At 64.0% G+C, this 26,180-nt stretch carries 26 protein-coding genes; 12 read left to right on the plus strand and 14 right to left on the minus strand.

All coding sequences use genetic code 11. The features are described from left to right. The first annotated feature begins 79 nt into the window (after nucleotides 1-79). The 3 genes from ACOZJV_RS31860 to ACOZJV_RS31870 are packed head-to-tail and all read left to right on the plus strand — an operon-like array spanning nucleotide 80 to nucleotide 1,669. Nucleotides 80-496: an SMI1/KNR4 family protein gene (locus ACOZJV_RS31860; RefSeq protein ID WP_238596123.1), complete on the plus strand. Its 417-nt coding sequence runs from the start codon at nucleotides 80-82 to the stop codon at nucleotides 494-496. Between the two features lie 39 nt (nucleotides 497-535). Then, a complete protein-coding gene (locus ACOZJV_RS31865) occupies nucleotides 536-1,234 on the plus strand; it encodes a hypothetical protein (RefSeq protein ID WP_421549333.1) in 699 nt (232 codons plus the stop codon). Between the two features lie 45 nt (nucleotides 1,235-1,279). Beyond that, nucleotides 1,280-1,669 carry an Imm50 family immunity protein gene (locus ACOZJV_RS31870; protein ID WP_078469234.1) on the plus strand — a complete coding sequence of 130 codons (390 nt, stop codon included), beginning with the start codon at nucleotides 1,280-1,282 and terminating at the stop codon, nucleotides 1,667-1,669. Nucleotides 1,670-1,728: 59 nt separating this feature from the next. Here ACOZJV_RS31870 and ACOZJV_RS31875 read toward each other — a convergent pair whose 3' ends face one another. Then, a complete protein-coding gene (locus ACOZJV_RS31875; protein WP_078469233.1) occupies nucleotides 1,729-3,036 on the minus strand; it encodes an aryl-sulfate sulfotransferase in 1,308 nt (435 codons plus the stop codon). A gap of 66 nt (nucleotides 3,037-3,102) precedes the next feature. Next, the gene (locus tag ACOZJV_RS31880) at nucleotides 3,103-5,487 is read right to left on the minus strand and encodes a TonB-dependent receptor (protein WP_421549334.1); all 2,385 of its coding nucleotides are present in this window, start codon (nucleotides 5,485-5,487) and stop codon (nucleotides 3,103-3,105) included. Between the two features lie 154 nt (nucleotides 5,488-5,641). Here ACOZJV_RS31880 and ACOZJV_RS31885 point away from each other — a divergent pair, with 154 nt between their 5' ends. Beyond that, nucleotides 5,642-6,586 (plus strand): LysR family transcriptional regulator, encoded by a 945-nt coding sequence (locus ACOZJV_RS31885; protein ID WP_078469231.1) that lies wholly within the window; start codon nucleotides 5,642-5,644, stop codon nucleotides 6,584-6,586. Nucleotides 6,587-6,715: 129 nt separating this feature from the next. Then, the gene (locus ACOZJV_RS31890) at nucleotides 6,716-8,332 is read left to right on the plus strand and encodes an alkaline phosphatase family protein (RefSeq protein ID WP_421549335.1); all 1,617 of its coding nucleotides are present in this window, start codon (nucleotides 6,716-6,718) and stop codon (nucleotides 8,330-8,332) included. Between the two features lie 252 nt (nucleotides 8,333-8,584). On the opposite strand, the gene ACOZJV_RS31895 is transcribed toward ACOZJV_RS31890, so the two are convergent. Then, nucleotides 8,585-9,490: a TauD/TfdA dioxygenase family protein gene (locus tag ACOZJV_RS31895; protein ID WP_078469230.1), complete on the minus strand. Its 906-nt coding sequence runs from the start codon at nucleotides 9,488-9,490 to the stop codon at nucleotides 8,585-8,587. Between the two features lie 184 nt (nucleotides 9,491-9,674). Here ACOZJV_RS31895 and ACOZJV_RS31900 point away from each other — a divergent pair, with 184 nt between their 5' ends. Then, nucleotides 9,675-10,595 (plus strand): LysR family transcriptional regulator, encoded by a 921-nt coding sequence (locus ACOZJV_RS31900; RefSeq protein ID WP_020296968.1) that lies wholly within the window; start codon nucleotides 9,675-9,677, stop codon nucleotides 10,593-10,595. A gap of 125 nt (nucleotides 10,596-10,720) precedes the next feature. On the opposite strand, the gene ACOZJV_RS31905 is transcribed toward ACOZJV_RS31900, so the two are convergent. Then, nucleotides 10,721-11,743 carry an ABC transporter substrate-binding protein gene (locus ACOZJV_RS31905; protein ID WP_421549336.1) on the minus strand — a complete coding sequence of 341 codons (1,023 nt, stop codon included), beginning with the start codon at nucleotides 11,741-11,743 and terminating at the stop codon, nucleotides 10,721-10,723. Between the two features lie 293 nt (nucleotides 11,744-12,036). Between ACOZJV_RS31905 and ACOZJV_RS31910 the strand changes: the two genes are divergently transcribed. Beyond that, nucleotides 12,037-13,635, plus strand: a complete 1,599-nt coding sequence (locus tag ACOZJV_RS31910) for an ABC transporter permease (protein ID WP_421549337.1) — start codon at nucleotides 12,037-12,039, stop codon at nucleotides 13,633-13,635. Beyond that, a complete protein-coding gene (locus tag ACOZJV_RS31915; protein ID WP_078469227.1) occupies nucleotides 13,632-14,447 on the plus strand; it encodes an ABC transporter ATP-binding protein in 816 nt (271 codons plus the stop codon). The genes ACOZJV_RS31910 and ACOZJV_RS31915 overlap by 4 nt, the downstream gene beginning before the upstream one ends. Here ACOZJV_RS31915 and ACOZJV_RS31920 read toward each other — a convergent pair. Further along, nucleotides 14,441-15,367 carry an alpha/beta hydrolase gene (locus ACOZJV_RS31920; protein ID WP_421549338.1) on the minus strand — a complete coding sequence of 309 codons (927 nt, stop codon included), beginning with the start codon at nucleotides 15,365-15,367 and terminating at the stop codon, nucleotides 14,441-14,443. The genes ACOZJV_RS31915 and ACOZJV_RS31920 overlap by 7 nt on opposite strands. A 331-nt stretch (nucleotides 15,368-15,698) precedes the next feature. Between ACOZJV_RS31920 and ACOZJV_RS31925 the strand changes: the two genes are divergently transcribed. Beyond that, the gene (locus ACOZJV_RS31925) at nucleotides 15,699-16,703 is read left to right on the plus strand and encodes an AraC family transcriptional regulator (protein ID WP_421549339.1); all 1,005 of its coding nucleotides are present in this window, start codon (nucleotides 15,699-15,701) and stop codon (nucleotides 16,701-16,703) included. 201 nt (nucleotides 16,704-16,904) lie between these two features. Here ACOZJV_RS31925 and ACOZJV_RS31930 read toward each other — a convergent pair whose 3' ends face one another. The 3 genes from ACOZJV_RS31930 to ACOZJV_RS31940 all read right to left on the minus strand — a co-directional run bounded on the left by ACOZJV_RS31930 (nucleotide 16,905) and on the right by ACOZJV_RS31940 (nucleotide 19,292). Continuing rightward, the gene (locus tag ACOZJV_RS31930; RefSeq protein ID WP_078469684.1) at nucleotides 16,905-17,153 is read right to left on the minus strand and encodes a helix-turn-helix domain-containing protein; all 249 of its coding nucleotides are present in this window, start codon (nucleotides 17,151-17,153) and stop codon (nucleotides 16,905-16,907) included. Between the two features lie 80 nt (nucleotides 17,154-17,233). Next, nucleotides 17,234-18,622, minus strand: a complete 1,389-nt coding sequence (locus ACOZJV_RS31935) for a heavy metal sensor histidine kinase (protein ID WP_421549340.1) — start codon at nucleotides 18,620-18,622, stop codon at nucleotides 17,234-17,236. Beyond that, a complete protein-coding gene (locus ACOZJV_RS31940) occupies nucleotides 18,612-19,292 on the minus strand; it encodes a heavy metal response regulator transcription factor (RefSeq protein WP_078469223.1) in 681 nt (226 codons plus the stop codon). The genes ACOZJV_RS31935 and ACOZJV_RS31940 overlap by 11 nt, the downstream gene beginning before the upstream one ends. Nucleotides 19,293-19,428: 136 nt before the next feature. Between ACOZJV_RS31940 and ACOZJV_RS31945 the strand changes: the two genes are divergently transcribed. After that, nucleotides 19,429-19,908, plus strand: a complete 480-nt coding sequence (locus ACOZJV_RS31945) for a GlcG/HbpS family heme-binding protein (protein ID WP_078469222.1) — start codon at nucleotides 19,429-19,431, stop codon at nucleotides 19,906-19,908. A gap of 140 nt (nucleotides 19,909-20,048) precedes the next feature. Next, complete coding sequence (uraH, locus tag ACOZJV_RS31950; protein ID WP_421549341.1) at nucleotides 20,049-20,459, plus strand: hydroxyisourate hydrolase; 411 nt, start codon at nucleotides 20,049-20,051, stop codon at nucleotides 20,457-20,459. 3 nt (nucleotides 20,460-20,462) lie between these two features. Here the strand turns inward: uraH and ACOZJV_RS31955 are convergent, their stop codons facing one another. Then, nucleotides 20,463-21,149, minus strand: coding sequence for a Crp/Fnr family transcriptional regulator (locus tag ACOZJV_RS31955; protein ID WP_201128891.1), 687 nt, complete (start codon nucleotides 21,147-21,149; stop codon nucleotides 20,463-20,465). Nucleotides 21,150-21,248: 99 nt separating this feature from the next. Between ACOZJV_RS31955 and ACOZJV_RS31960 the strand changes: the two genes are divergently transcribed. Further along, a complete protein-coding gene (locus ACOZJV_RS31960; RefSeq protein ID WP_078469219.1) occupies nucleotides 21,249-21,779 on the plus strand; it encodes a DUF962 domain-containing protein in 531 nt (176 codons plus the stop codon). Nucleotides 21,780-21,843: 64 nt separating this feature from the next. Here the strand turns inward: ACOZJV_RS31960 and ACOZJV_RS31965 are convergent, their stop codons facing one another. The 5 genes from ACOZJV_RS31965 to oscA all read right to left on the minus strand — a co-directional run bounded on the left by ACOZJV_RS31965 (nucleotide 21,844) and on the right by oscA (nucleotide 25,999). After that, nucleotides 21,844-22,833 carry a sulfate/molybdate ABC transporter ATP-binding protein gene (locus ACOZJV_RS31965; RefSeq protein WP_078469218.1) on the minus strand — a complete coding sequence of 330 codons (990 nt, stop codon included), beginning with the start codon at nucleotides 22,831-22,833 and terminating at the stop codon, nucleotides 21,844-21,846. A gap of 3 nt (nucleotides 22,834-22,836) precedes the next feature. After that, nucleotides 22,837-23,709, minus strand: coding sequence for a sulfate ABC transporter permease subunit CysW (gene cysW / locus ACOZJV_RS31970; protein ID WP_201128890.1), 873 nt, complete (start codon nucleotides 23,707-23,709; stop codon nucleotides 22,837-22,839). Nucleotides 23,710-23,722: 13 nt separating this feature from the next. Beyond that, a complete protein-coding gene (gene cysT / locus ACOZJV_RS31975) occupies nucleotides 23,723-24,541 on the minus strand; it encodes a sulfate ABC transporter permease subunit CysT (RefSeq protein ID WP_201128889.1) in 819 nt (272 codons plus the stop codon). A 107-nt stretch (nucleotides 24,542-24,648) separates the two neighbouring features. Beyond that, a complete protein-coding gene (locus tag ACOZJV_RS31980; RefSeq protein WP_020296984.1) occupies nucleotides 24,649-25,659 on the minus strand; it encodes a sulfate ABC transporter substrate-binding protein in 1,011 nt (336 codons plus the stop codon). A gap of 157 nt (nucleotides 25,660-25,816) precedes the next feature. Then, nucleotides 25,817-25,999 (minus strand): sulfur starvation response protein OscA, encoded by a 183-nt coding sequence (gene oscA / locus ACOZJV_RS31985; RefSeq protein ID WP_007941032.1) that lies wholly within the window; start codon nucleotides 25,997-25,999, stop codon nucleotides 25,817-25,819. Nucleotides 26,000-26,180 lie beyond the last annotated feature (181 nt).

Consider the following 26,180-nt stretch of genomic DNA (forward strand, 5'->3'; position numbering starts at 1 on the left):
AATCCGCGCCCGGCAACCCGCCGCGCTCGCAGCGAACGGGCACTGTCGACCTATCAAATAGCGGATGCCAGTGCTGACCATGGATTGGAATAGTTTTGCGATCGAACCCGGATCGACCGTCACCGACGCGGTGATTGCCCAGGTGCAACAGCAGCTGGGCGTGCTGTTGCCGGCGCTGTATCTGGATCTGGTCAGGTACGCCGACGCGGCCTCGCCCGAGGTCTCCTGCTTCAGTTACGACCTCGGCGAAACCTGCATCAGTGAATTCTTCACCTTCAGCGCCCAAGCCCAGCCCTACTCCCTCCTCTGGTACGCCCAACGCGTGCCCGGGCTCCCTGCCGGCTACCTGCCCATCGCTCGCGATGCCGGTGGCTGGTTGATCTGCCTGGACTTCAACAGCCCTTCGGTCGCGGTCGCGCTGTTCGACACCGACGCCCGACGCAGCCACTGGGTGGCTGCGCATTTTCCGGGGTTCGTTCAGTTGTGGCGCGAATAGTCCACGGCCTGCGCCCTTTTCACCGCAAGAGCACTGTCCATGGTCTCGACCCAACCCGAAGCAACATCTGATCCCGCTCCCCCGGTACTGACCGGGCGTGAGCTGGCAGCCTGGTCGATCAAGGCCATCAAACAACCCAGGAGAGACATTGTCCTGGGGCCCATCGTGCTGATGGTCATCGCCAGTGCCATCTGCCTGGGCGTGACCTGGAGCATGTGGGGCAGCATTCGCGAGAATCTGGACAGCCTGATCGCGATTTATTGCATCGTGTACGGCCTGTTTTTCGCGATGCTGATGATGGTCCGGCAAAAGACCGTATTCAATTACCGCCTGACCACCGACGGTGTCGAGGTCGAACAGTACCTGTACTTCCCGGACTGGGCGGCGCCGATGTTTCGTGGCACGGCACTGGTCGTTCTGTTGTTGTTTTTCGCGGTCGCCGTGTTCACAGGCTCGTTGCTGTTCCTGCTCGGGCCGGCGGCCATGGCTGCGATGGCAGCGTTGCGGTTGCTGAGCTGGAAAAACGAAGTCAAACGCAATGTTTCACCCTGGAGTGGGTTCAACCTGGTGATCCACGATCAAAAGCAGCACATGCTGGTGCTTTCTTTCCAGGACCAACCCGTCATCGGCCTGGTGCTGCGCTTCCCGGACCAGCATGCGCTCGAACACTGCCTCGGCCAGGTGCGCCCGCTCTTGACGCCGCCGGTGTTCTATCGCGAAGAGCCCTGGCCCTGGTGAGCGCGGACGCGCGCTGCCCCCTTCAATCGCTGTGAGGCTTCATCCATGTGGACTGCTTTTCTGGCCAACCACCCTCAGTGGCAAGCCGTGTTTACCGACCCCAACACCCTTCGCCACCTGAGCGTGGACTACGTGATGTTCAGGGACAACGGGGTCTGGATCAAAGTGATCGGCCAGATCATCGGCGACGGTTACCCGAGCAAATGGCACGAAAGGCAGTACAACGCCTACGGCTTCGACCTGTTGTTAAGCGCCGTCAGCGACGTTGAAATGATCGACTTCAACTTCTACGGCGCACTGAACATCACGGTGACCCGGCACGATAGCTATCACTACGTCCAGCTGGAGATCGGCCCCCACTGCAAACTCAACTGCCGCGCCCGAAGCCTGGAGGTCATCAACATCAAGGCCTACCACGACGACGGCGCTGTCTGAAACATCCCCGCGCCCATGACGGGCTGCGTCGGAACGCGGCCCGAGCTTAGCGGCAACGGCTACAGAGTGGGGGCGATGACGGCGGTTTCAGAGCGCGGGGTGTCCTTGGGCACCCAGTCGTAGCTGACCGGCAATGCGCGGTACACCCAGTTGCTCACGGCGTCGCTGCCCGGGGCCTTGCCCAGGTAAGGGCTGACGTACTCCCAGACGTTTTCCCCGCTGCGGGTGACCTGGAAGAAACGACCGTTCATGCCCTCATCGATCAAGGTATTGCCGTTGGGCAAACGCCGGGCGCTGCTGATGAACGAGCTGTAGAACGCCCAGCCCGGCTGCCTGGAACTGGCCGCGCTGTACTGCCAGACGATCTGCTGCGTCAGCGGATCGATCTCCAGCACCCGTGACCCGGAGATCAGCCCCAGGGGCACCGAGGGGTAACCGGCCGTGCCCTGGTTGTCGAACACCAGCAGGTTGCCCGCTCCCGGCAAACCGGCGGGGATGATATGGGCGTCATGCTGGCCGACAAACTGGTCCACCGGACGCGGCACTTGCCCGGCGGTTTTCGGGCTCAGGGTCGGCAGGTTCGGTCCCAGGCGCCACACCACCTTGCCGCTGTGCTTGTCGATAATGGCGATGAAATTGGCGTTGCGAGAATCCAGCAGCAGGTTGTCCGGAGCAAAGCGTTTATCCCCGGCATCGAACCAGCGATTGGGCCCGACCACGCTGAGGTTGTTGATATGCAGGTAGTCCGGGTCTTTACTGGCCCGCACCAGCTTCAACTGCTCGGGCGTGAAGCCAAATTCCTTGAGGTGTTCGGAAGCCAGCCACTGCCATTTGACCTGGCCGTCGGGGCTGACTTCATAGATCACATCGTCGATCACCTCGGGCACCTTGAACCCCGCCACCTTGTGCACCTTGTTCGCCAGCACCAGGGTGTTGCCATTGCTCAACCGCCGCTGATCGTGATGCTGCTGGGCCGCGCCGCCGGGCGCCTTGTCGCCCCATTGCCAGACCACCTTGCCGTCCCAGTCCAGCTCGCCGACGCTCTGGTTACCCAGGCCATTGCCGGCCGAGCCGAGCGGGCCCGGAGCCTTGTCACTCAGTTGCAGCAGCACCCGGCCACGCTCGCCACCCACCAGGTGCGGGTCGATGATCGCCGAGGGAAAGCCGGCCTGGGGCCAGGTCTTGACCTGATTGCCGTTCATGTCGATCAGGTGCGTCTGCTTGTCGGCGCCGCTGAAAATCACGTACTGGTTATAGGCCTTGGCCGGGTCGTAGCGAGTAACCCCGGTGGGGTAGACGCTGGGGGTGGCGAAGGCGCCGGCACTGAACATCAACAACAGCGGCAAAGCGACGGTGGCACGCAACATGGTGGAACTCCTGTTCAAGTTCATGGGCGCCGGAACACCCGGCGCGGCGTAGCGGAAAATCGGCAATCAGAAGTCGTAGCGACCGGTCACGCCCAAGGTCCGCGGCGTCCCCAGCAGGCCTTCGTAACCGCCGTTACCGCCGGTCCAGAGGGTGGTGTAGTAGGTCTTGTCGAAGGCGTTTTTCAGCCACAGTGAAACGTCCCACTGGCCCTGCTCGTAGTTGCCGCGCAGGCCGGTGGAAAGGTTGACCACTGCGTAACTGGGGATCTGCCCGTACTCGGAATCCTCGACGGTGCCTACCGCCTTGGAACGGAACGCATAACTGGCGGTGACGTACTCTTCGAGGCCGTTATCCAGGTTCCATTTGTATTCGCCGTTGGCGTTGCCGATCCATTTCGAGGCGCCGACCACCTGGTGGCCGCTGAGGTCGCATGAGGCCGGGGCGCCCGGGCGCAGGCTGACTTCAGGCGGGCACGGCGCATCCTTGTAGGACAGGTACCGCACATCGTTGTAAGAGCCGTTGAGGTTGAGGGTCAGGCCCCGCACCGGAATCAGCGTGCTTTCGACTTCCACCCCACGCGAGCGCACCGAACCGGCGTTGGTCAGGTATTGCACGCGGTTGCCATAGTCGTAGGCGTTGGTCTGGTAGCCGTTGACCTGGGTCCAGAACAGGTTGGCGTTGAGTTGCAGGCGACGCTCCCAGAGTGTGCTTTTGAAACCCAGTTCGGCGTTGTTCGCACGCTCGGTGCCGATCAGCAGCGAGTCGGCACCGGCGGTCGGCGCCGAGCCCACCGCCAGGTTGACTCCGCCGGATTTCTCGCCGTGGGACAGGGTGGCGTAGCCCAGCACATCATCGGTGAAGCGGTAGCTCAGATTGAGCAGCCCCGAGGGGCTGGTGCTGTACTGGCTCAAGTCGCCCGAGTCGTAGGCCCCGGCCCGTCCGCGTCGGGCCGTGGCTGCGGCCCCGGTGACGGCGGCACCGCCGAGCGGCGCATTGCGGCTGACCCAGGCGCTTTTTTCTTCATAGGTGCCCCGCAGACCGGCGGTGAAGTCCAGGCGCTCGGTGAGGTGCCAGGTGCCCTGGGCGAACAACGCAAAACTGTCGGTCTGGATATGCCCGTTGCCGATGCTGGTGACGTTGCTCAACGCACCGTTGGCGGTGCCGTTCCAGATGTCCGCCTGAGGCCCGTAGTAGCTGAAGGATTTGTTATCCAGGTCGGAACCGAAGTAGTAGGCGCCGAGCACGTAGTCGAAGAACCCGCCGCTGGGCGAGGCCAGGCGAAATTCCTGGGACCACTGTTTGTCTTCCACCGAAACCCCGGCGTTGTAGCTGGCCGGAACGTTGAGCCCATCGTCGTTGCGCGGGGTGAAATTCCACCAGCGGTAGGAGCTGACCGAGGTCAGGGTGAAGTCGCTGGGCAGGGTCCAGTTGGCTTCCAGCGAGGTCCCGCCCTGGAACACCGTGACGTGCTGGTCGTTGTCCAGGTTGACCTTGCGGTGCGAGCCGTTGACCAGGGTCGCGCCTGCCGCAGCGGCCCGCGACTCGTAGATATTGGTGCCGTTGATGGTCGGCCCGGTGCTGTACAGGACCCGGGTGCCGGCGCTGGAATCCTCTTCGTTGTAGTCACCGATCCAGCGCAGGTTGAAGGTCTCGCTGGGCTTGTACAGCAGTTGCCCGCGAAAGCCCTGGCGCGATCCACCGTTCAAGTCGTGGCCGTCGTGTTCGTTCTTGATGTCGCCGTCGCTGCGGGTGCGGTAAGCGGAAAAACGCCCCGCCAGCTCATCCGTCAGCGGCCCGGAAATCGTGCCCTTGGTCTGGAAGTAGCCGTCCTCGCCAAGGGAGCTCTCGATGCTGCGCTCCGGGGTGAAACTCGGCGCGCGGGTGCTGATGTTGATCACCCCGGCGGTGGTGTTCTTGCCGAACAACGTGCCTTGCGGACCGCGCAGGACTTCCAGCTGCTCGATGTCCATCAGGTCGAACACCGCCATGCCCGGGCGCCCGAGGTAGACGTTATCGATGTACAGCCCGACGCTGCCTTCCAGGCCATCGCTGGCCGGGTTGTTGCCCAGGCCGCGGATCGACACGCTGGACTGGCGCGCATGCATATAGGCGACGTTGACGCTGGGCACCAGTTGCTGCAGATCCTGGATGCGATACACCCGCTGGCTCTCCAGGGCCTGGCCCCCGATCACGCTCATGGGCGTGGGCACGCTTTGCGAGCTTTCTTCACGGCGGCGCGCGGTCACGGTGACGGTTTCCAGCTGGCCGCTGCCGGCCTTGGCCTTGCCGCCGGCGCTCTTGTCCACGGCCTGTACCGGGCTCTCGGCAGGGGCCTGGGTCTCGGCCGCCCAGCCCTGGGACCAACTGGCGCTGCCGGCCAGCAACAGGGCCAGCGGCAAGCGCTTGAGCCGCCGGGGCGAAGTGGGTGAAGCGAGGTACGACGGGCTCATGGGCGGCTCCTGATGAAAAAATATACAGGCCTGCATATTCTTTTAAGTTATTTATTTATGTTTTTACAAAGATTTACTGCATAAGAGATTGCCTTTATAAGGAGTCGACCTAATGCATAGCCAATGCATTTCCCCGATATTTTTTATGTGAAAAATGCATATCGACTTGCGCCAGCTCCGCCACTTCATCGCCCTCGCCGAACAGCGCAGCTTTGTCGCGGCTGCGGCAGCGGTGAACCTCTCGCAATCGGCGTTCAGCCGCAGCATCCAGGCCCTGGAACACAGCGTCGGGTGCCAGCTGGTGGACCGTGGACGCAAGGACCTGGCGCCGACCAAGCAGGGCCAGGTCCTGCTGGAACATGCGCGGCGCCTGGTCAGCGGCGCGCAGCAACTGGCCAATGAGATCGAACAGTTCAATGGCCTGGAGGCCGGCGAGATCCGTTTCGGCTGTGGTCCGGCGCCGGCGTCCGGCCTCATACCCCGGGCGATTGGCAGTTTTATCGGGCGCTACGCCAAGGCCCGGGTGCATTTCCAGGTCGATGACTGGCAAAGCCTGAGCAAGCGCCTGCTCAGCGAAGAGTTCGAATTTTTTGTCGCCGACACTCGGCACTTCGAAGCCAACCCGGACTACCTGACCCAACGCCTGCGCCCGCGCAAATGGCATTTCTGCTGCCGCGCCGGGCATCCGCTGGCGGGCCGGGACAGCGTCAGCGCCGCCGAACTGATGAGCTACCCGCTGGCCGTGACCATCCGCCCGCCGAACCTGCGCAAGGTCATCGTCGACCTGAGCGGCCGGCCGGACTACACGCCCAATGTCGAGTGCGAAAACAGCTACAGCCTGCTCGGCGTGGTCCTGCGTTCGGATGCGATCGGCATCGTCGGCTCCTACAGCGACGCGTTGCACAACGCCAAGGGCGAACTGGTGCGCTTGAAAATCGACGGCCTGGCCGATGACCTGGAAGAGCTCTACACCCGCTACGGCATCGTCAGCCGCGCCGGCTATCGCCTGTCGCCCCTGGCCGAGGCGATGATCGAGGAGATCAAGCGCACCGATGAACTGGACGAGGACGTGTACAGCCTGGACAACGTCGCGGTCTGATCCCGCTGCCAGGCGCTATGGGGCACTGGCGCATGCAGTTTGTGCATCAAAACTATTCAGCGAATGCGCTTGCTGACAGCCCCCCGCAACGGTGAAAAATCGACGCCTGTCTTCCCTTCGGTGAACCCCATGTCCAACCCTGCCCAGCCCTTGCGCAACGTGCTGTACATCATGTGCGACCAACTGCGTCGCGATTACCTGTCGTGCTACGGCCACCCCCATTTGCACACGCCGAACATCGACCGCCTGGCCGCCGCCGGGGTGCGTTTCAGCCGCGCCTACACCCAGGGCACCATCTGCGGCCCGTCGCGCATGTCGGCCTACACCGGGCGCTACGTCAGCAGCCACCAGGTGGCGTGGAATGCGGTGCCGCTGCCCCTGGAAGAACTGACCATCGGCGACTACCTGCGGCCCCACGGCATCCGCACCGCGCTGGTGGGCAAGACCCACGCCACGCCCAATATCGATGCCTTGCAGCGCCTGGCCATCGAACCGCAAAGCGTCCAGGCCGATGCCTTGAACGAGGTCGGTTTCGAGGCGTATTTCCGGCATGACGGGATCTTCCCCGACGACCCGCTGTTCGACGACAAGCGCGAATCCGCGCCCTACACCCACTACCTGCGCGAGCAGGGCTTTGACGGCCGCAACCCCTGGCACGACTGGGCCAATGCGGCCGAAGGCGCGAACGGCGAGATCCTCAGCGGCTGGAAAATGCGCAACGCCCATCTCCCGGCGCGGGTGCCGGAGCAGCACTCGGAAACGGTCTACACCACCGACCGCGCCATCGACTTTATCGCCGAACAGGGTGAGCAGCCCTGGTGCCTGCACCTGTCCTACATCAAGCCCCATTGGCCCTATATCGCTCCGGCGCCCTACCACGCGCTGTACGGCGCCGAGCAGGTGATCCCGGCGGTGCGCCCAGCAGCGGGCGAGGCCAGCGACCACCCGGTGTACGCCGCGTTTCGCCAGCATGAAGAGAGCCTCAATTTCTCCCGCGACGAGGTGCGCCTGAACGTGGTGCCGACCTACATGGGGCTGATCAAGCAAGTGGATGATCAACTCGGGCGGCTGTTTGACTTCCTGCAGAGCAACGGCCGCTGGGATGACACGCTGATCGTGTTCACCAGCGACCATGGCGACTTCCTGGGCGATCACTATCTGGGGGAGAAGGAGTTTCTGCTGGAGCCGGCGGTCGGTGTGCCGCTGATTGTGCGTGACCCGCGCGCGGCGGCGGACAGCACCCGGGGCAGCGTGGATCAGCGCCTGGTGGAAACCATCGATGCGCTGCCGACGTTCCTCGAGGCCCTGGGCTTGCCCGGCGCCGAACATCGCCTTGAAGGTCGCTCGCTGATCCCGCTGCTGCACGGCACCCCGACGGATTGGCGGCGCTACGCAATCAGCGAATATGACTACGCCTTCCAGGCCCCGGCACGGGAACGTCTGGCCCAGCCCATCGACCGCTGCCGGATGACCATGGTTCGCAGCGAGCGCTGGAAATACCTGGCCTACGATGGCTTCCGCCCGCAACTGTTCGACCTGCAGAACGACCCGCAGGAGCTGCACGACCTCGGCGCCGACCCGGCCTACGCTGCTGTGCGCGAAGAGCACTTGGGTTACCTGTTCGACTGGCTGCGCGGCCTGAAACGCCGCACCACCATCAGCCACGAAGAAATCGACCTGCGCGGCCAACGCTTCCGCTACGGCGAGCCGGAAACGGAAAAACTGGTGCAGATCGGCGTGTGGTAAACCCGGGGGGCGCCAAGGGGGGGCTGAGAAATCATGGTGTCGCTAAAGGCCGGCGCAGCCTCACCACAGCGGCTGGCCCCTGTAGCGAGGGAGCTTGCTCCCGCTGGGCCGCGAAGCGGCCCCAAAACCGGCACCGCATCCCGTCAGGCAGCACCGGATAGCAGGGTTGCGGCTGCTGCGCCTCGGGGCGCCGGCCAACCGAGCGGGAGCAAGCTCCCTCGCCACAGGACCGGCTGCTGCCGAGCAGTCCTGTCACGCCCCTCTGGTGGTCTGGCTGCGCTGTCCATGCACGCCCACTGGCACGTCGCCCTTGAGGGTCACGCGGCGCACGATGCGGTCCTGGGTACCGTAGTCGTCCACGGCGTAGTGCTGGGTCGAGCGGTTGTCCCAGATCGCCACGTCCCCAGCGGTCCAGCGCCAGCGCACGGTGTTTTCCAGGCGGGTCACGTGGCTTTGCAGCAAACCGAACAGGTGCGCCGAGTCGGCCTGGGAATAACCCTTGATGCGCTTCACGAAATGCCCCAGCACCAGGCTCTTCTCGCCGCTCTCCGGGTGCACGCGCACGATCGGGTGTTCGGTCTCGTAGACGGTGGAGGTGAACACCTTGCGGTAGCGCTCCAGCTTCTCCGCCGAGACATCCGGCTTGGCCGAGGCGTAGTCGTATTCGTTGCTGTGCACCGCCCAGAGCTTGTCCGCCAGCTCGCGCAGTTCCGCCGGGAGTTCGTTGTAGGCCGTGGCAGTGTTGGCCCAGACCGTGTCGCCACCGGCAGCCGGAGCGATCACCGAGCGCAGGATCGACGCCTTGGGGTAGGCCTCGACGAAGGTCACGTCGGTGTGCCAGGAGTTGGCGCGCTGGCCCTCGGCGCCGTCCAGTTCCAGCAGGTAACGGGTGCCATCGCGCACCGGCACCGTCGGGTGCGCCACCGGTTCGCCCAGCAGGTGGGAGAACGCCTCCTGGCTCTGGTCGTCGAGGTGACCCTGGCCGCGGAAGAACACCACCTTGTACTGCAACAGGGCCTGCTGAATGGCGTCCACGGTGGCGGGGTCAAGGTTGCCGGAAAGTTGTACACCACGGATCTCGGCGCCGATGCGACCGGCCACCGGGTGAATCTCAAGCGCATGAACAGCGGGTTTAACGGCTAATGCGGCATTGCTCATCGGGTACACCCTCATCTGACTGCTTACGGTTTGAGCCGCAGCGAAACAACGCTCTATCTATATTCAATTTAGATCTAATAGATATCTACATGCTTCGTTGACGGAATAAGAGCTTGCATTTAAAACCTCATTCCTCACTCGTCGCAAATGCCTTCGAGCTATTTTTAGGATGCCGCAAAAGCATATGGATCTACGCCAGCTGCGCTACTTCATCGCCCTCAACGAGCACCGCAGTTTTGTCCGCGCGGCGGACGCCATGGGCATCACTCAACCGGCCTTCAGCCGCAGTATCCAGGGGCTGGAGCAGGAGTTCGGCTGCGTGCTGGTGGACCGTGGCAACAAGGATCTGCGACCCACACCCGAAGGCCAGGTGGTGCTGCAACATGCCCTGAGCCTGGTCCAGGGTGCGGCGCTGTTGAGCAGTGAAGTGACCCAGATGACCAAGCTCGACGCCGGCGAATTGCGCTTCGGCTGCGGCCCGGCACCGGCGGTGAAGCTGGTGCCCGATGCGCTGGCCCAATTCACCTCGGCGCACCCCAAGGTGCGGATCTGCCTGGAAGTGGATAACTGGGAAAAACTCAGCCGCAGCCTGAGCCGTGAAGAGATCGAATTCTTTATCGCCGACATCCGTCATTTCGAGGCCGACCCGAACTTCCAGACCCAGGCCCTGACCCCCAAGCGCGGGGTGTTTTTCTGCCGGCCGGGGCACCCGTTGCTGGCCAAGGAAAGCCTGTCGACCAACGACATGTTCGACTATCCGCTGGCGACCACGCTGATCCCGCCAGGGATTCGCAAACTGCTGGCCAACCTCAGCGGCCGCATGGATTTTTCGCCGACCATCCAGACCGAGCATTTTCCGGCGCTGGTGAAAATCGTCCGCCAATCCAACGCCATTGGCATCGGCACGGCGGAGTCGTTTATCGAGGACATCGAGCAGGGCTCCCTGGCGCTGCTGCACTGGCGCAACCTGCCGCAGAACATCGAAGTGCTGAACGCGCGTTGCGGCATCGTCAGCCGCACCGGGTTCCGCCTGTCACCGGCCGCACGCAAACTGATCGAAGTGCTGGTGGCGGTGGACAAACAGGAACACAGCATCGCCGTCTGACCCCGTAGCCGCTGCCGAGCAACGCGAGGCTGGGCTTGGCCCTCAGCAGCACCGCACATCCATCTGGAACATCACGGCGCACATAAGGGCCAGCGTCCGAACGCGGCCCGAGCCTTCGGCAGCGATTACAAGCCTGCAGCCGTCAGTTGCGGCGCGACCCATTCGGTGACCTGGAACGGTTTGCGGATCAAACGTTCCTTGGCCGCCAGGTCCACCGAGCCCTGCAATTTGGCGAGGAACGCCGGATCCAGGTTGGAGGGGAAGAGTTCGCTGAGTTTCTGGTCATGCAAGTCCTCTTGCAGGATCACCGGCGGGTAGCTGGCCAGGCCCGATACCAGCTGGATATAGGCTTCCTTGTTGTCGTCGTCGGTCAGCCACTGCACGGCCTGCTGTTGCGCCTTGAGTAGCTTGGCCACCACTTCCGGGTGTTCGTCGACAAACTTGCCGGACCCCACCAGCACGCTCTGCACGCTGCCGGCGCCGCCCAGGTCCTTGGTGTTCAGCGGCAGCTCGGCGAGCCCCTTGATGCGCAGGGCCGAGAGCCCGGTGCTGCCCCACGAGGCGTCGATCTGCTTGGCCGCCAGGGCCGCCACGGCAGCGCTGAAATCGAGGTTGATCACCTTCAGGTCCTTCTCGCTCAGGCCCTGGCTGGCCAGGGCGGCGTCGAACGAAAGCTGGGTAGCCGTGCCACGAAACACCGCCACGCGCTTGCCTTTGAGGTCTTGCAGGGTCTTGATCCCGGAGCCCGGCTGCACCCCCAAATAGTGTTTGACCCCACGCGCCGAGGCGCTGAGCAGCCGGGTGTCGAGGCCGTTGGAGCGGCCGATGATCGCCGCCAGGTCACCCAGGTAGGCGAAATCCACCTGGCCGTTGGCGAATGCTTCGTTGATCACCGGACCGGCGCCCTTGAAGAAATTCCACTGGATCTTGATGCCCTGGTCAGCGAAGGCTTTTTCGTAGATCTGCTGCTCGCGCAATACGTCCACCACCCCGCCGCCGCTGTGCTGGGTGCCGGCGCTGAGGTCGGGCACGGCAATGCGGATCTCGGTCACGGCGGCGGCCTGGGCCATCAGCGGCAGGCACCCCAGGAGCCCCGCCAGGGCCGGCGCGGCGAACAGACTGATAACGCGTTTAAAGGGAAGGTTCATGGGTGCGGCTCCTGGTTGCACGGGCATTGAGGAGCAGAAGGTAGGCCCTGAGGGGATCAACGCTTAAATACTATAAATTCACATTTTAATAACAAAATCGAATAACCCGTTTAGAACGCCTGTCTGCGCGGCTTATGCATGAACAGCATCGAAAATATTCCTCAAATGCATTGGATGCTGAACAACGAGAAGCCTTAAATGGCTCCTCTTATCTCCCAATAGCATTGATAAGTTTTTTAATAGATCGCAAAAGAATATTCGGCCCGTGCAGAACCCGACAACGGAGGTCATCCATGGCCCGTGTTTCCCTTCTCAGTCTGCCGCTCGCGGCACCCGGCGCCAGCGCGCGGAAGATCTGGCCCACCCTCAGCCAGCGCCTGTTGCCCTGGATCGTGCCACTGGGCCTGTTTCTGCTGTGGTGGCTGGCCAGCCGCAATCAGTGGATGAGCGAGCAGATCCTGCCTGCTCCGTCTCTGGTCTGGAGCAGCGCCGTGGAGCTGGCCGGCGGCGAGCTCTGGAGCCATCTGGCGATCAGCCTGCAGCGATTGTGCTGGGGCCTGCTGGCCGGCATCAGCGCAGGCGCGATCCTGGGAGGCGCACTGGGTTTCAGCCAGCGCCTGGAACGCCTGGTGTTCCCCACCTTCAGCGCCTTGTCCCAGATCCCGACCCTGGCCTGGATTCCCCTGTTCATGGTGTTTTTCGGCATCGGCGAAGTGCTGAAGCTGGTGGTGCTGGTCAAGGCCATCGTGGTCCCGGTCACCCTGCACACCCTGGTCGGGGTGCGCGACGCCCAGCCCAAATTGCGCGAAGCCGCCGCCGTCCTGCGCCTGCCGCCGCACCTGCTGATTCGCCGCCTGGTGCTGCCGGCGGCGCTGCCGGCCTTCATGGCCGGGGTGCGCCTGGCGCTGGCCGCCGGCTGGACCTCGCTGCTGGCGGTGGAACTGCTGGCGTCCAGTGAGGGCATCGGCTACCTGATGGTCTGGGCGCGGCAGTTGTTCATGCTCGACATCGTCTTCGTCTGCATCCTGGTGATCGGCGTGATCGGCGTGGCCATGGATCGCGGCATCGGCGCCCTGGACCGAAAACTCCTGTACTGGCCACACCCGGCCACCGCAGAAATTCGCCGTGGCCCGCGCTATCAGGGCTGGCAGCGGCTGCAACCCTGGCTGTTGCCGCTGGCCCTGTTCGGTGTCTGGCAAACCGCGTGCTGGCGCCAGTGGGTCGACCCGGCAATCCTGGTCAGCCCGCTGACGGTGCTGCAAACCACCCTCAGCGGGCTGCTCGATGGCACCTTGCTCGGCGGCATGGGCCTGAGCCTGGGACGCACCGTTGGCGGCCTGGCCCTGGGCGGCGGCCTGGGGTTCGCCCTGGGCTTGCTCCTGGGGCTGTCGCGGATCAGCGAACGCATCCTCGGCCCGACCCTGGCCGCTATCCGTCAGATCGCGATTTTTGCCTGGGTGCCGCTGCTGACCGCCTGGTTCGGCCTCGGTGAATTGGCCAAGTGGGTGTTCGTCGCCCTTGCCGCGTTCTTCCCGCTGTTTATCGCCACCCAGCGCAGCGTCGCCAACCTGTCACCGCAACTGGCCGAGGCCGCCCAGGTGTTGCGCCTGAGCCTCTGGCAGCGCCTGCGGCGGCTGGTATTGCCGGGGGCTGCACCGGGGATTTTCGCCGGCCTGCGCCTGAGCCTGATCTACGCCTGGCTCGGCACCATCGGCGCCGAATACTTCATGCCCTCCAACGGCGGCATCGGCAGCCAGATGATCGGCGCGCAACAGCTGCTGCGCATGGACCTGATCATGGCCGGCATGCTGCTGGTGGGACTGACCGGCGCCCTGCTCAACCTCATTGGCCGACAGATCGAAATTCGCGCCACCCGCTGGAGACACGCATGAACGCACCCCTTGTCAGCTTCAACCATGTGGGCAAGTCCTTCGAGGTCGCCGGCGGCGAGTTCGAGGCGATTCGCGACTTCAACCTGGAAATCGCCGAAGGCGAATTCGTCGCCATCGTCGGCTCCAGCGGCTGCGGCAAATCCACCCTGTTGCGCTTGCTGATCGGCCTGGACACCGAGTTTCGCGGCGAGATCCGGGTCGATGACCACGCCATCCGCGGCATTGGCAGCGAGCGCGGCATCGTGTTCCAGGAGCACCGTCTGTTTCCCTGGCTCAACGTCGAGGACAACATCGGCCTGGGCCTGGTCAACGAGCCTCTGAGCGAGGCCCAGCGCAAAAAACGCATCGCCGATTTCATCGAACTGGTGGGCCTGCGCGACTTCACCCATGCCTTTCCACACCAGCTGTCGGGGGGCATGGCGCAACGGGTGGCCATCGCCCGGGGGTTGGTGGCCAGCCCGCGCATTCTGCTGCTGGATGAGCCCTTCGGGGCCCTCGATGCCCTGACCCGCCAGCAGATGCAGGATGAACTGCTGGCGATCCGCGAGCGGGCGAAAATCACCACTGTCCTGGTCACCCACGATGTGGAAGAGGCGATCTTCCTCGCCGACCGCGTGGTGGTCATGGAACCGCGCCCTGGGCGCATCAAGCGCGTGGTGCAGATCGCCCTGCCCCACCCGCGCCAGCGCAGCAGTTTCGACTTCCACCAACTGCGCGAAGAGCTGCTTCACGAGCTGACCAGCGACGACCACTACCAGGCGCCGACGCCGATACAGATCCGCGACCTGCCCCTGGCATCGATTGCCTACTGAGTAACCGCCTGCGGCAGGCCTTCACCCCGGCTGCCAGGGCTTGCCGAACAGTGCACGGGCTCGGCCAGCAGCCCGGGCCACAGCCGCGCCCAGTCACCGTCATGGCTCATGCCGGGGATGATGCGCACCTGGGTGCAGCGGCCGCCGGTGGCGTTGGCAAAGCGTTGGGCAATCGGCGCGGGCACGACCTTGTCTTCGCTGCCCGCGTAATGGATTTGCCCCAGGGTTGCGAGCAGCGGAGCGATGTCGATGGCATTCAGCGAATCCGGCATGGCCGAGACCCGGTGCAGGCGATTGACCTCGGCCATGTCCAGGTTGCCGGCGACGCTGCGCATCCAGGCAACATCATCGCGCCGGGCGGCAATCAGCGCGGCAACGGCCCCGCCTCCCGAATAACCCACCAGTTGGATCGGCTGCCCCGGCACGCGCACGGCGTACTGGGTCACGGCCTGGTTCATGGCCGCGATCACCTCTTCGGCGAAGCGCTTGCCGGTCCAGTAGGCCACCGCACACCGCGGGTTGGCCGAGGCCTGGGTGAACTGGCAGGGGCGGGCGAGGTACAGCACGTTGGGCGCCGAGTCGGCCGTCGCCAGGGCCAGCCCGAGGGCTTTGCGCGGCGTAGGGTCAAGGGAGGGCTGGCTGCGTGTACGCCAGGCAAACCCATCGCCCTCGATGTACACCGTCAGCGGCTGATCGGGACGGGTAATGCGGTAGAAACTGGTCAGCACAAAACCCTCGGTCTGCACCTGGGCCCGCTGCAGGCCGGCGGCCCGGGCCATGTCGTCGGCGTGCCGACTCAGCTCGGCGTTACTCGGCAGTTGCGTACAACCGCTGAGCCAGGCCAGCACCAGCGCAGCCAGCAACCCGCGCCCACAGGCCATCATCGAGGGGTGAAGCGGGAAAATCCAAGGTGGAGACATAGGTGCGGCGCTCATTACAGGCTCGTCGAGAAATAACGGCAGCCCGGCATTGTGCTTGAGTTTGCGAGCCGGAAGACACTGCAAACGCGCCACTGTAGCCGCTGCCGAAGGCTGCGCTGGCCGCATCGGGCACCGTCCATTCACCTGACGCCCCTCGACGGTCTCCAGGGCCTCGAGGGCTCGGCAGCGGCCGGGTATTCAGTCGGCTGGGGCTTGCACAAAGAGCGTGCCTGATTCCATTCTCTGGTTATCCCGGCCCGCTTCCTGCCCTGGGCCATTGCCCCGGGCTTTCGCCGCGAACGCCAACCAGTCGACCGGACGCGCCGTCAGCATGAGTGAACCCACCTCCCTTGCCAGCTGGACCCGCGCCTTGCGCAGACAACTCGATGCCCTGGGCCTCGACGGCAACGCTTTGTGCCGCGAGGCAGGGCTCGACCCGCAATGGATGGATGACCCCAACGCCCGCTATCCGCTGTCGGCCACCACCCGTTTGTGGGGGCTGGCGGTCACGGCCAGCGGCGATCCGGCCATCGGCCTGCGGGTGTCGCGGTTTGTCAGCCCGACGACCTTCCACGCCCTTGGCTATGCGCTGGTGGCCAGCGGCAGCCTGCGCGAGGTGTTCGAACGCATCGTGCGCTACCACCAGATGGTCAGCGACGCCCTGGTGCTGGAGCTGACGCGCAACGCCGACCGCTATCGCTTTGTACTCAAGGTTCCGCCCGGCAGCCCGCAACCGGCGGTGGAGGCCATCGACGCCTTTGCCGCGATCTACGTGCGCACCTGCCGCAACCGCCTGGGCCGCGACTATGCGCCATTGGCCGTGCACCTGCGGCGTCCGGCGCCCGTCGACTGCGGGCCGTGGCACAAGGTGTTTCGCTGCGACCTGGTGTTCGACGCCGCAGATGACTGCCTGGAGTTCGGCCTGCACGATTTCGAGCGCCACCTCGACGACACCCAATCGGAACTGGCCACCTCCAGCCAGGCCACGCCCCAACCCACCCTGGCGCAACTGCAACCCCTGACCTGGGAGCGCAAGGTACTCGGGGCCATCGAGGCCCAACTACCCGAAGGCGAGCCCTCCGCCGAACGCGTCGCCCAGGCCTTGCACCTGAGCCTGCGCAGCCTGCAACGGCACCTGGCGGACGAGGGTTGCCGTTTCGACACCCTGCTCAACGAATGCCGGGAAAACCTCGCCCTGCTCCACCTGCGCGACCCGCAATGCTCCCTGAGCGAAATCAGCTGCCTGCTCGGCTTCACCGACGCCAGCAGCTTCAGCCGCGCCTTCAAACGCTGGACCGGACTGACCCCGGGGCAGTTTCGCGATGGAGTGCGCTGACAACCCCAGGCCTAACGGTTCAAAGCGGTCGGTGCCGGATCAACCCGGGTTCAGGCTGCGCGCTACACCGGCAGACCAGGCAGCCAGCATCGCCTCGCCCATGCGCTGAAAGCCTGCGGGGCGTAGGCGAAAACCGAGCCCGCATCGGCTTGACCACGGCCGAGCGTGGCCGGGGCTACACGGATCGACAAGAGCTGGGGATCAGTCATGGAAACCGCGCTCTTTCAGGTTATCCAGGGTCGGCCGCTGCCGAGACCTGGGCACAGCCGTCAGTTCGTAACCGAAGCCATTGAGGATGGCTTCAACCTTACGGATTCCGATCTCGGAAACCGTATCGTTTTCAATGCCCGAGATGGTCGCCCGGCTCATGCCGTATTGCTGGGCTAACGCCTGCTGCGACAGTTTGTGCTCTTTACGCAACTGTTTGATCAGCTCGCCGAGTCTGTACATTTCGCCCCCAAATTGCATCGCATACAGTGCATTTTATGATTAAGGGCCAATACACACTGTATTTGATGCAAAAATATAGACTATTGCACCTGTTTGAATCCCAACTCGAACACCGTCCCGCCCTCATCGCTGCTGACCCGCACCTGCCCGCCGTGCAGCAGCATGATCGAGCGCACGATGGCCAGGCCCAGGCCGCCGGAGTCGCCGGGTTCGGCCCGTGAGGGGTCGACGCGGTAGAAGCGGTCGAAGAGTTTGCCCAGGTGCTGGGATGCAATGGGCGGGCCCTGGTTGTGCACTTGCAGCCAGCACAGGCCAGGCGTATCCACCCGCCGCAGGCTGATGGGCGAGCCGGGGTCGGCATGACGCACCGCGTTGGCCAGCAGGTTGCCCAGGGCCCGCTGCAGCAGTTGCTGATCGGCCAGCAACTGGCCGCACAGGGCGTTTTCCAGGCGGATCTCGCGGTCGTCGGCCAGGGCCTCGAAGTAGTCGCACAGCTCCTCCCCCACGCTCGCCAGCTCCAGCTGGCGCAGCTGAAGGGCGCGTTCGGCCTGCTCGGCGCGGGCCAGGAACATCAGGTTTTCCGCCATGCGCGTCAGGCGCTCGAACTCTTCCATGTTCGACGCCAGGACCTCCTGATACTCCGCCGTGCTACGCGGCTGGTTGAGCGCCAGGCCGTTGCTGCCCAGGAGGTTGTGCAGCGGGGTGCGGATTTCATGGGCCAGGTCGGCGGAAAACTGCGACAGGCGCTGAAAGCTTTCTTCGAGGCGCGCCAGCATGGCATTCAGGGCCTGCACCGGTTCGTGGAATTCGGCGGGGATGCCGCGGGTTTCGAGGCGTTTGTCCAGGCTGCGCAAATCGATGCCGCGCACCGACTCACTCAACTGACGCAGCGGCAACAGGCCCCGGCGCAGCAGCAACAGGCCCAGGGCGAAGGCCAGCGCGGCGCCCAACCCGACCGCCAGGCACAGGCGCAGGCGGTAGCTGGCGAGCATCTGTTCGCGCTCGCTGAGGACCTTGCCCGCAATCACGGTCAGCGCTTCGCCGCGCGGGCCCACGGCAGCACCGGCGAGCAGGGCCACGGCGGCGCCGTCGGTGGCTTGCCAGGTCTGCACGTCGCTGCGTTGCGGGCGCTGTTGCGCAGGGATCGCCGCCAGGGTCGGCAGGTTCTGCTGGCGCGGGTTGATGCGGATCACCGGCGTGCCATCGGCCGCTTCCACCAGCAGCAGGCTGTCCTGGTTGCCGAGCATGTTCTGGTATAGCCGGGGACGGGCTTGCAGGGCGTCCAGGCTGTCGCTGTCTTGCAGCAGGGCCCTGACCTGCTCCAGGCGTCCCAGCAGGGCCTGGTCGTCGCGCAAGGCGATTTCAGAGGCCAGGGAGCGATACAGGAACACCCCGATCACGCTCAGCACCAGGGCGCAGACGGCGGCAAACGCCAGCGCCAGGCGCCAGGCAATCGACCTAGAGCGCATCGTCCGGGGCATCCAGCTGGTAACCGACGCCGCGTACGGTGTGGATCAGTTTGGGCATGTAGGGGTCGTCGACCTTGGAGCGCAAGCGGCGCACGGCGACTTCCACCATGTTGGTGTCGCTGTCGAAATTCAGGTTCCACACCTGGGAGGCGATCAGGGTCCGCGACAGCACTTCGCCCTGGCGACTGGCGAGCAATTGCAGCAGGGCGAACTCCTTGTTGGTCAGGGCGATGCGCTGGCCTCCTCGGCTGACCCGGCGCCGCAGCACGTCGATCTCCAGGTCGGCAATGCTGTAGGACTCGGCCTCGCGCATCGGGCCACGACGCAGCAAAGTGCGGACCCTAGCCAGGAGTTCGGCAAAGGCGAAGGGTTTGAGCAGGTAATCGTCGGCGCCCAGTTCCAGGCCGCGCACGCGATCCTCGATGGCGTCCTTGGCAGTCAGGAACAGCACCGGCGTGGCGCCGCGCTGACGGATCAGTTGCAGCAACTGCCAGCCGTTGAGCCCTGGCAGCATCACGTCGAGGATGATCAGGTCGTATTCCTGCTGCTCGATAAAGTGCCGCCCGTCCAGGCCATTGAGCGCCACATCCACTGCAAAACCCGATTCACCCAGGCCTTTGGCCAGGAAGTTGGCGGTCTTGGCTTCGTCTTCAACAACCAGCAAACGCATGGCACACCTCAATATGGATGGGCACAGGCTAGGCGCGTTGTTCGCGCTTGCCCATTACAAACTTGTAATGCAACTGACGAGGTTCTGACGAAGGACGCTGGTTAAGGTGACGGCCTTCGCTTTCGGAGCCTTACCCATGATCTGCAAACCCCTTGTCTTGAGCCTTGGCCTGGGCCTCTGCGGCCTGGCTGTGGCCGCCCCGGAACTGCCCCGACACGCCGACCTCGACCTGCGCACTGCACGGCAATTGGCCGACGCCAGCCTGGCGCAGTGCAACGCGGTGGTCTCGGTGCTCGACCGTGGCGGCAACCTGCTGCTGACCCTGCGCGCCGATGGCGTCGGCCCGCACAACACCGTCGCCAGCCAGCGCAAGGCCTATACCGCGCTGTCGACCAAGACCCCGACCCGGCTGTTCGCCGAGCGCGCCCGCAACAACCCGGAGGCAGCCAACCTCAATACCTTGCCTGAGCTGTTGTTGCTCGGGGGCGGTATCCCGTTGTTCGCGGGCAGTGAGTTGGTGGGGGCGATGGGCATCGCCGGCGCCGGTGGCGCCGCCCAGGACGAAAGCTGCGCGCTCCAGGCAGCGCAGAAAGTGGGGTTGAGCAGCAGCCTGTAGCCGCTTCCGAGCAGCGCGAGGCTGCGCTGACCATAGGCAACGCCGGGGGTACTGCTGATACGGCGCGGCGATTGTGAGGGCCAGCGCAGCCTTCGGCAGCGGCTACAAATTTGATTTTTTATCCAATGAGGAATTTTTGAATGAATATTTTGCGTAATGCATTAGTCGCCGCAGCGCTTTGCGGTATTTCGGGCCTGGCCTTGGCGGCGGGGAATCCGTTGAGCGTGCATGTGCTCAACCTGGAGAACGGCCTGCCGTCGCCCGGGGTCAAGGTCACCCTGGAACAACAGGTGGGCCATGACTGGAAGCCACTGGCCGAAGGCACCACCAACGAACAGGGGCGCATCGCCGAGTTGTTCCCGGCCGGGCAGGCGCTGACGGCCGGTGAATACCGGGTCGTGTTCAAGACCGGGGAGTATTTCAAGCAGGCCAGGCGCGAGACGTTTTTTCCGGAGATTCCGGTGATCTTCGAGGTCAAGCAGACCGATCAGCACTATCACATTCCCCTGCTGCTCAGCCCCTACGGCTTCTCCACCTACCGCGGTTCGTAGCCGCTAGAGCCCGGCCTGGGCGCGCAGGGCCTGGGCGTCGAGAATCTCGATCTCGCCGTAGCCCAGGCGCAGGATCCCCAGGCTCTGCAAATCCTTGAGGATCTGGTTGGTGGTCTGCCGCGATAGCGAAAGCATCAGCGCCAACTGCTCCTGGGGCAGTTGCAGCACGGCCCGGGCCTGCTCGATTTCGCCGTAGCCGCTGGCCATGGCCAACAGACGGTGGGCGACCCGGGCCGGGGCGGGCAGCAGGCTCAATTGTTCGAGGTTGATAAAGGCCAGGCGCAACTTGTGGCTCATCAGCAGGGCGAACTGACGCCAGTACTGCGGCTGCTGGTCGAGCAAGGCCAACAGCGCCGCCTGCGGCACCTGCAACAGGGTGCACGGGCCGAGGCCATAGGCATCGTGGGTGCGTGGCTGGCCATCGAACAGGCAGATTTCGCCAAACCAGTGCGGCGCTTCCACCAGGCTCAGCAGCGCCTCCTTGCCCTGCTCGCTGACCGCACCGATACGCACCGAACCTTCCAGCACCGCATACAGCCCACAAGGTGGATCACCCCGCAGAAACAGCGCCTGCCCCGGTGCCAGACGGCGCAGGCGCGCGGCGTCGAGCACACTATTCTGTAACTCAAGGGGCAAGTGGCTGAACCACTGGCCACTCAGGAGGCGTTCGCGCCAGGCCTGCTTATCCATGAACACCTTATCCGGCAAAACCGCAGAGGAGTGTCGCCTAGCCGACAGAGCCCGGCGCACGGGCCGGGCATGATCAGGCAACCTTCAGGAGGAACAACAATGAAAAGCCTCGTCGACCATCTCAGTCAATACGCCGCCTACCATCGCGACCCGCGCAACATTGCCAGCCACTTTATCGGGATTCCGCTGATTGTGGTGGCGGTCGCGGTGCTGCTGTCGCGGCCGCAATGGGCAGTGGCCGGCATCACCCTGTCGCCGGCGGTGCTGCTGGCGTTGGCTTCGGCCTGGTTCTACCTGCGCCTGGAATGGCGCCTGGGCCTGTTGATGAGCCTGTTGATGGGCCTGTCGGTGTGGCTGGGTCATGCCCTGGCGGCGCAACAGACCCTGGTCTGGCTGGCCAGCGGCCTGGGGATGTTCGTGCTGGGCTGGGTGATCCAGTTTGTCGGCCATTACTACGAGGGGCGCAAACCGGCGTTCGTCGATGACCTGTCGGGGCTGATCGTCGGGCCGTTGTTTGTGGTGGCTGAGCTGGCGTTCCTGCTGGGGCTGCGCCAGCCCCTCAAACGCGAAATCGAACAACGGGCGGGCCCGGTACGCCGCCTGGCTGCCGGTGGCTCGGGGCACGCCTGACGCTCGCTCATCACACCGGCCCGGCAGCGACATCGCCGCCTGGGCCGATGTAGCGCTGACGGGTTCAGACGTTGGCGACTTTCTGCCAGACCTTGGGCTTGAAGAACAGCGTCTCGCCACGGGCCAGGCCGACCAGGCTGTCGTGGTCCTTCACCACTTCGGCCTCGATCAGTTCACTCTGGCCTTCGACCTTGAGCGTGACCCGGGTGGTTGCGCCCAATGGACGAATGTCACGCACTTCGGCGGCGTGGTGATCTTCGAGCTCCGAGCGCGACAGCGACACTTCGTGCGGGCGGAACAGCACGTGGTTGTCGTCCCCCAGGTGCAGGCGGTTGGAATCACCGAGGAAGTGGTAGACGAAGTCGCTGGCCGGGTTCTCGTAGACCTCGCCCGGCGAGCCGATCTGCTCGATCACGCCCTTGTTCATCACCACGATACGGTCGGCGACTTCCATGGCCTCTTCCTGGTCGTGGGTCACGAACACCGAAGTCAGGTTGATGTCTTCGTGCAGCCGTGCCAGCCAGCGCCGCAGCTCCTTGCGCACCTTGGCATCGAGGGCGCCGAAGGGTTCGTCCAGCAGCAGCACCTTGGGCTCCACCGCCAGGGCGCGGGCCAGGGCGATCCGCTGGCGCTGGCCGCCGGACAGTTGCTCGGGGTAGCGGTCGGAGAGCCAGTCGAGCTGCACCATGTTCAGCAGTTCATGGACCTTCTCTGCAATCTTGCTTTCGCTCGGGCGCTGGTTCTTCGGCTTCATGCGCAGGCCGAAGGCAACGTTGTCGAACACGCTCATGTGGCGGAACAGCGCGTAGTGCTGGAACACGAAACCGACGTTGCGATCACGCACGTCGTGGCCCGAGACGTCTTCGCCGTGGAACACGATGCTGCCGGCGTCCGGGGTTTCCAGGCCGGCGATGATCCGCAGCAAGGTGGTCTTGCCGCAGCCGGACGGGCCCAGCAGGGCCACCAGCTCACCGCTCTGGATATCCAGGTTGATGCTGTTCAGGGCCTTGAAGGCGTTGAAGTTCTTGCTGACATTACGGACTTCGATCGACATGTGTCATTCCTCCGCGGCGCTGGCGCGCAGGCGGTTAATACGATTTTCGCTCCACTGCTTAAGCAGCAGGATGAAGAGCGCCATGATCAGCAACAGGCTCGCAACGGCAAACGCGGCGACGTGGTTGTATTCGTTGTAGAGGATCTCCACGTGCAACGGCAGGGTGTTGGTCACCCCGCGAATGTGCCCGGACACCACCGACACCGCACCAAACTCGCCCATCGCCCGCGCGGTACACAGCACCACGCCGTAGATCAGGCCCCACTTGATGTTGGGCACGGTGACGTGCCAGAACATCTGCCAGCCGTTGGCGCCCAGCAGCCGCGCCGCCTCTTCTTCCTGGGTCCCCTGCTCCTGCATCAGCGGGATCAGTTCCCGGGCGACAAAGGGCACGGTGACGAAGATGGTGGCCAGGACGATGCCGGGCAAGGCGAAGACGATCTGGATGTCGTGATCCGAAAGCCACGGCCCGAACAGGCCCTGGGCGCCGAACATCAGCACGTAGACCAGGCCCGCGATCACCGGCGATACCGAGAACGGCAGGTCGATCAGGGTCACCAGGATGCTCTTGCCACGGAACGAGTACTTGCTCACGCACCAGGCGGCGCTGACCCCGAACACCAGGTTCAGCGGCACCGAGATCAGCACGGCGATCACCGTGAGTTTCAGGGCGGACAAGGCGTCAGGCTCGAAGATCGCGGTGAAGAACGCCCCCAGGCCCAGCTTCAGGCCCTGGGACACCACGATCAACAGCGGCAGCAGCAGGAACAGGGCGAAGATCAGCCAGCCGAGGCCGATCAGCACCAGCCGTGAAGACGCGCTGCCACGGCGTGCGGCGTTGGCAGAAGAGGCAGCGGAAATAGACGATTGGGACATGGTTCGCGCCTCCTTATGGTCGTTCGATGCGCCGCTGCAGCAGGTTGATCAGCAGCAGCAGGACAAAGGAAACCACCAGCATCAGCACGCCGATGGAAGTGGCGCCGGTGTAATCGTACTGGTCGAGCTTGACCATGATCAGCAGCGGCAGGATCTCGGTTTTCATCGGCATGTTGCCGGCGATGAAGATCACCGAGCCGTATTCGCCGACGCCCCGGGCAAACGCCAGGGCAAAACCGGTGAGCCAGGCCGGCAGCAGCGCCGGCACCAGGATATGGCGGAACACTTGCAGCGGCTTGGCACCGAGGCAGGCGGCGGCTTCTTCGACTTCCCGCGGGATGTCGGCCAGTACCGGCTGCACCGTACGCACCACGAACGGCAGGGTGACGAAGGTCAACGCCAGGGTAATGCCGAGCGGGGTGTAGGCGATCTTGAAGCCCAGGTAGGTGGCGAACTGGCCAACCAGGCCGGTCGGCGCGTAGAGCGCGGTCAGGGCGATACCGGCGACGGCCGTGGGCAGGGCGAACGGCAGGTCGATCATCGCGTCGATGATCTTGCGCCCGGGGAAGGTGTAGCGCACCAGCACCCAGGCCAGCAGCGTGCCGATAATACCGTTGATGATCGCGGCATACAGCGCTGTACCGAAGCTCAGCTTCAACGCCGCGAGCACCCGGGGCGCCGAGATGATGGCCCAGAACTGATCCCAGGTGAGTTGAGCGGCATGCACGAACATCGCCGCCAGTGGTATGAGCACAATCAGGCTGAGGTACACCAAGGTGTAGCCCAGCGTCAGCCCGAAGCCGGGTATGACGGGGGAGATACGACGCGACATAAAAGTCCTTGGTTTACGCGCAAAGCCCGGAAACGGATCCGGGCTCATTGCTCTAGCTATTGAGCGATCCCTGAACATCTTGCAGTGCCAGGGCTCGCCGCTGAAGGTTACTGCGCCTGGTAGATCTGGTCGAACACACCACCGTCATTAAAGAATTTCGGTTGCGCAGTTTTCCAGCCGCCGAAGTCCTTGTCGATAGTCACCAGGTCGAGTTTAGGGAACTGCTGGCCATATTTGGCTGCAACCTTCTCGTCACGCGGGCGGTAGAAGTTCTTCGCCGCGATTTCCTGGCCAGCCGGGCTGTACAGATGCTTGAGGTAGGCCTCGGCGATTTCGGTGTTGCCCTTTTTCTCGGCATTCTTGTCGACCACCGCCACTGGCGGCTCGGCAAGGATGGACAGCGAAGGCACCACGATGTCGAACTTGTCGGCGCCGCCGTCTTCCTTCAGGGCCAGGAACGCTTCGTTTTCCCAGGCCAGCAACACGTCGCCCTGACCGTTGTTGACGAAGGTAATGGTCGAGCCACGGGCACCGGTGTCGAGCACCGGCACGTGCTTGAACAGTTCGGTGATGTATTCCTGGGCCTTGGCTTCGCTGCCGCCGGCTTTCAGGCCATAGGCCCAGGCGGCGAGGAAGTTCCAGCGAGCGCCGCCGGAGGTTTTCGGGTTGGGGGTGATGACCGATACGTCTTTCTTGATCAGGTCGCCCCAGTCCTTGATGCCCTTGGGGTTGCCCTTGCGCACCAGGAACACGATGGTCGAGGTGTACGGGGTGCTGGCGTCCGGCAGGCGTTTCTGCCAATCGGCCGGCAGGGTCTTGCCGAGCTTGGCGATTTCATCGATGTCGCCGGCCAGGGCCAGGGTCACCACGTCGGCACGCAGGCCGTCGATCACGGCGCGGCCCTGTTTGCCCGAGCCACCGTGGGATTGCTGGATCTTGACGTTGTCGCCTGGGTGCTCTTTCTTCCAGAAGCTGACGAATTCGGCGTTGTAATCCTGATACAGCTCACGAGTCGGGTCGTAAGACACGTTCAACAACTCGTAATCCTTGGCGACTGCGGAACCGGCAAAAATGGCACTGGCAAGGGCGGCCAGCGCGTAACGGCGAATTGACGACATGATCAAGCTCCTGAAATTTTGTGTGTGTTGGCTTTTCTTATTGGCGCTTCAGGCCCGCATTCGTGACTGAACGCTCTTGATTCTGCTGGGGGTCATGGCTGACGCCCTCCGGTTGACCAGTCGGGCCTCTCTATCGGGAGAGAGGGTGACGCGGGGTTCAGCTGGGTTTGTTGCCGGGGTTTTGCAGGCGGAATTTTTCTTTGCGTTCGATCTGCACGACCTGGGCGTTATGCACGGTGATTTCCACCGCACCAAAGCGCAGGTCGCGCAAGGCGCTCTGGATCTCGCGCAAGATGGTTGCTTCGTCCTGGCCGTCAACGCTACGTAGAGATGCGCTCATGGTGCTGCTCCTGAATGGGATGTGCCTCGCAGTGGCGGCACTGCTTGTGGCGTGAGGGCAATAGTAGATAGGCGCGGATATTCTTAAAAATACTATTTAAGAATGTTTATATAACGAAAAGAAATTACCTGTGGCGACGCGGGTTTACCGTGGCCACTGCCGAACGCCGCGTTGGCCTCCC

The sequence above is a fragment of the Pseudomonas sp. QD4 genome, assembly GCF_049199125.1.
GTDB lineage: Bacteria > Pseudomonadota > Gammaproteobacteria > Pseudomonadales > Pseudomonadaceae > Aquipseudomonas.

What these genes read in the sequence shown, in the direction of transcription:
- ACOZJV_RS31865 (WP_421549333.1), top strand. Translation starts at nt 536, where the DNA reads ATGGTCTCGACCCAACCCGAAGCAACATCTGATCCCGCTCCCCCGGTA.
- ACOZJV_RS31980 (WP_020296984.1), bottom strand. Translation starts at nt 25,659, where the DNA reads ATGTCGTCAATTCGCCGTTACGCGCTGGCCGCCCTTGCCAGTGCCATT.
- oscA (WP_007941032.1), bottom strand. Translation starts at nt 25,999, where the DNA reads ATGAGCGCATCTCTACGTAGCGTTGACGGCCAGGACGAAGCAACCATC.
- ACOZJV_RS31960 (WP_078469219.1), top strand. Translation starts at nt 21,249, where the DNA reads ATGAAAAGCCTCGTCGACCATCTCAGTCAATACGCCGCCTACCATCGC.
- ACOZJV_RS31910 (WP_421549337.1), top strand. Translation starts at nt 12,037, where the DNA reads ATGGCCCGTGTTTCCCTTCTCAGTCTGCCGCTCGCGGCACCCGGCGCC.
- ACOZJV_RS31870 (WP_078469234.1), top strand. Translation starts at nt 1,280, where the DNA reads ATGTGGACTGCTTTTCTGGCCAACCACCCTCAGTGGCAAGCCGTGTTT.
- ACOZJV_RS31920 (WP_421549338.1), bottom strand. Translation starts at nt 15,367, where the DNA reads ATGTCTCCACCTTGGATTTTCCCGCTTCACCCCTCGATGATGGCCTGT.
- ACOZJV_RS31900 (WP_020296968.1), top strand. Translation starts at nt 9,675, where the DNA reads ATGGATCTACGCCAGCTGCGCTACTTCATCGCCCTCAACGAGCACCGC.
- ACOZJV_RS31930 (WP_078469684.1), bottom strand. Translation starts at nt 17,153, where the DNA reads ATGTACAGACTCGGCGAGCTGATCAAACAGTTGCGTAAAGAGCACAAA.
- ACOZJV_RS31945 (WP_078469222.1), top strand. Translation starts at nt 19,429, where the DNA reads ATGATCTGCAAACCCCTTGTCTTGAGCCTTGGCCTGGGCCTCTGCGGC.
- uraH (WP_421549341.1), top strand. Translation starts at nt 20,049, where the DNA reads ATGAATATTTTGCGTAATGCATTAGTCGCCGCAGCGCTTTGCGGTATT.
- ACOZJV_RS31925 (WP_421549339.1), top strand. Translation starts at nt 15,699, where the DNA reads ATGAGTGAACCCACCTCCCTTGCCAGCTGGACCCGCGCCTTGCGCAGA.
- ACOZJV_RS31885 (WP_078469231.1), top strand. Translation starts at nt 5,642, where the DNA reads ATGCATATCGACTTGCGCCAGCTCCGCCACTTCATCGCCCTCGCCGAA.
- ACOZJV_RS31940 (WP_078469223.1), bottom strand. Translation starts at nt 19,292, where the DNA reads ATGCGTTTGCTGGTTGTTGAAGACGAAGCCAAGACCGCCAACTTCCTG.
- ACOZJV_RS31880 (WP_421549334.1), bottom strand. Translation starts at nt 5,487, where the DNA reads ATGAGCCCGTCGTACCTCGCTTCACCCACTTCGCCCCGGCGGCTCAAG.
- cysT (WP_201128889.1), bottom strand. Translation starts at nt 24,541, where the DNA reads ATGTCGCGTCGTATCTCCCCCGTCATACCCGGCTTCGGGCTGACGCTG.
- ACOZJV_RS31915 (WP_078469227.1), top strand. Translation starts at nt 13,632, where the DNA reads ATGAACGCACCCCTTGTCAGCTTCAACCATGTGGGCAAGTCCTTCGAG.
- ACOZJV_RS31860 (WP_238596123.1), top strand. Translation starts at nt 80, where the DNA reads ATGGATTGGAATAGTTTTGCGATCGAACCCGGATCGACCGTCACCGAC.
- cysW (WP_201128890.1), bottom strand. Translation starts at nt 23,709, where the DNA reads ATGTCCCAATCGTCTATTTCCGCTGCCTCTTCTGCCAACGCCGCACGC.
- ACOZJV_RS31895 (WP_078469230.1), bottom strand. Translation starts at nt 9,490, where the DNA reads ATGAGCAATGCCGCATTAGCCGTTAAACCCGCTGTTCATGCGCTTGAG.
- ACOZJV_RS31905 (WP_421549336.1), bottom strand. Translation starts at nt 11,743, where the DNA reads ATGAACCTTCCCTTTAAACGCGTTATCAGTCTGTTCGCCGCGCCGGCC.
- ACOZJV_RS31890 (WP_421549335.1), top strand. Translation starts at nt 6,716, where the DNA reads ATGTCCAACCCTGCCCAGCCCTTGCGCAACGTGCTGTACATCATGTGC.
- ACOZJV_RS31955 (WP_201128891.1), bottom strand. Translation starts at nt 21,149, where the DNA reads ATGGATAAGCAGGCCTGGCGCGAACGCCTCCTGAGTGGCCAGTGGTTC.
- ACOZJV_RS31965 (WP_078469218.1), bottom strand. Translation starts at nt 22,833, where the DNA reads ATGTCGATCGAAGTCCGTAATGTCAGCAAGAACTTCAACGCCTTCAAG.
- ACOZJV_RS31935 (WP_421549340.1), bottom strand. Translation starts at nt 18,622, where the DNA reads ATGCGCTCTAGGTCGATTGCCTGGCGCCTGGCGCTGGCGTTTGCCGCC.
- ACOZJV_RS31875 (WP_078469233.1), bottom strand. Translation starts at nt 3,036, where the DNA reads ATGTTGCGTGCCACCGTCGCTTTGCCGCTGTTGTTGATGTTCAGTGCC.